The following is a 2,500-nucleotide window of genomic DNA, read 5'->3' on the forward strand; positions in this document are numbered from 1 at the left end:
AAAGCTGCAGATGCTTGACCGCTGGCAACGTTTCGCTTGCTTTAAAACAATTGATATGTTGCTTGATCAAACGTCTGCAAGATGGACAAATCATCCTTCCTGCAGGCGCCTTCACAAGATACCTGCGCATACTGTCAAAGAACTTGGGAGTCGGCCTCAGCGCCTTTCTCCGTGTGCCCCGACGTTTCCGTCGTTGCGAGCCGCCCATTATAGCTGGCTTTTCCGCTTCGTCAACACCTTTTTTCGAGGTGGTTCCCGGTGGATTGGGACCGATCAGCCGGAGGGCCTTTCGTCGTTGCGAGCCGCCTATTATGTCAGGCTTTTCGAATCTGTCAACAACTTGTAAGGCGAACTTGAAGTTCTTCTTGAAGTTGTTGCTGCAAGTGCATCTAAAAAGCATGTGCTTGCAAAAAAAGGAAAACCCCGCTGCGTGAGCAGCGGGGTTTTTGGGGTGTAAACCCTGGCGATGACCTACTCTCGCATGGCTTGAGCCACACTACCATCGGCGCAGCTGCGTTTCACTTCCGAGTTCGGGATGGGATCGGGTGGTTCCACAGCGCTAATTTCACCAGGGAGACGGTTGGAGCGTCGCGATGATCGTGATTTTCCCTTGGGGAAAAAGCACGGCCATACTGCGCCTGCCTCTCATAGTTCTTGTGACGTAGCGTGCACTTGGTATCTATCGACATGTCATGTCGGCCAAGGCAACTTGAGGTTATATGGTCAAGCCACACGGATCATTAGTATCAGTTAGCTCAATACATTGCTGTACTTACACACCTGACCTATCAACCACATAGTCTATATGGTTCCTTCAGGGGGCTTGTGCCCCGGGAGATCTCATCTTGAGGCGCGCTTCCCGCTTAGATGCTTTCAGCGGTTATCGCTTCCGAACATAGCTACCCGGCAATGCCACTGGCGTGACAACCGGAACACCAGAGGTTCGTCCACTCCGGTCCTCTCGTACTAGGAGCAGCCCCTCTCAAATCTCCAACGCCCATGGCAGATAGGGACCGAACTGTCTCACGACGTTCTGAACCCAGCTCGCGTACCACTTTAAATGGCGAACAGCCATACCCTTGGGACCGACTACAGCCCCAGGATGTGATGAGCCGACATCGAGGTGCCAAACACCGCCGTCGATATGAACTCTTGGGCGGTATCAGCCTGTTATCCCCGGAGTACCTTTTATCCGTTGAGCGATGGCCCTTCCATACAGAACCACCGGATCACTAAGTCCTAGTTTCCTACCTGCTTGATCCGTCGATCTTGCAGTCAAGCACGCTTATGCCTTTGCACACAGTGCGCGATGTCCGACCGCGCTGAGCGTACCTTCGAGCTCCTCCGTTACTCTTTAGGAGGAGACCGCCCCAGTCAAACTACCCACCATACACGGTCCCCGACCCAGATAATGGGCCCAGGTTAGAACGTCAAGCACGACAGGGTGGTATTTCAAGGATGGCTCCGCCACAGCTAGCGCCATGGTTTCATAGCCTCCCACCTATCCTACACAGACGAACTCAACGTTCAGTGTAAAGCTATAGTAAAGGTTCACGGGGTCTTTCCGTCTTGCCACGGGAACGCTGCATCTTCACAGCGATTTCAATTTCACTGAGTCTCGGGTGGAGACAGCGCCGCTGTCGTTACGCCATTCGTGCAGGTCGGAACTTACCCGACAAGGAATTTCGCTACCTTAGGACCGTTATAGTTACGGCCGCCGTTTACTGGGGCTTCGATCAAGAGCTTCGCCTTGCGGCTGACCCCATCAATTAACCTTCCAGCACCGGGCAGGCGTCACACCCTATACGTCCACTTTCGTGTTTGCAGAGTGCTGTGTTTTTGATAAACAGTCGCAGCGGCCTGGTTTCTGCGGCCCTCTTCAGCTATAGCTCGCATGAGCCACCAAAAAGGGCGCACCTTCTCCCGAAGTTACGGTGCCATGTTGCCTAGTTCCTTCACCCGAGTTCTCTCAAGCGCCTGAGAATTCTCATCCTACCCACCTGTGTCGGTTTACGGTACGGTCTGCGTAAGCTGAAGCTTAGGAGCTTTTCCTGGAAGCGTGGTATCAGTGACTTTGTCTTAAAGACTCGTCTCGGTGCTCGGTCTTGAAGGATCCCGGATTTGCCAAAGATCCAAACCTACCGCCTTTCCCCCGGACAACCAACGCCGGGTACACCTAACCTTCTCCGTCCCTCCATCGCACTTACGCGAGGTGCAGGAATATTAACCTGCTTCCCATCGACTACGACTTTCGTCCTCGCCTTAGGGGCCGACTCACCCTGCGCCGATTAACGTTGCGCAAGGAAACCTTGGGCTTTCGGCGTGCGGGTTTTTCACCCGCATTATCGTTACTCATGTCAGCATTCGCACTTCCGATACCTCCAGCAGACTTCTCAATCCACCTTCAACGGCTTACGGAACGCTCCTCTACCGCGTACATATAAATATGCACACCCCAAGCTTCGGTTCACTGCTTAGCCCCGTTAAATCTTCCCCGCAG

At 53.5% G+C, this 2,500-nt stretch carries 2 rRNA genes (1 of these 2 running past the window's edge); both read right to left on the minus strand.

Features of this window, described 5'->3' with window-relative positions:
- Nucleotides 1–458: 458 nt before the first annotated feature.
- A 5S ribosomal RNA gene (gene rrf / locus WIX41_RS08870) occupies nucleotides 459–573 on the minus strand.
- Between the two features lie 146 nt (nucleotides 574–719).
- Nucleotides 720–2,500: ribosomal RNA gene (locus WIX41_RS08875) — 23S ribosomal RNA — on the minus strand; it runs 1,098 nt beyond the window's last position.

Origin of the sequence: Stenotrophomonas sp. AB1(2024) (assembly GCF_037482345.1) — a bacterium.
Classification (GTDB): domain Bacteria; phylum Pseudomonadota; class Gammaproteobacteria; order Xanthomonadales; family Xanthomonadaceae; genus Stenotrophomonas.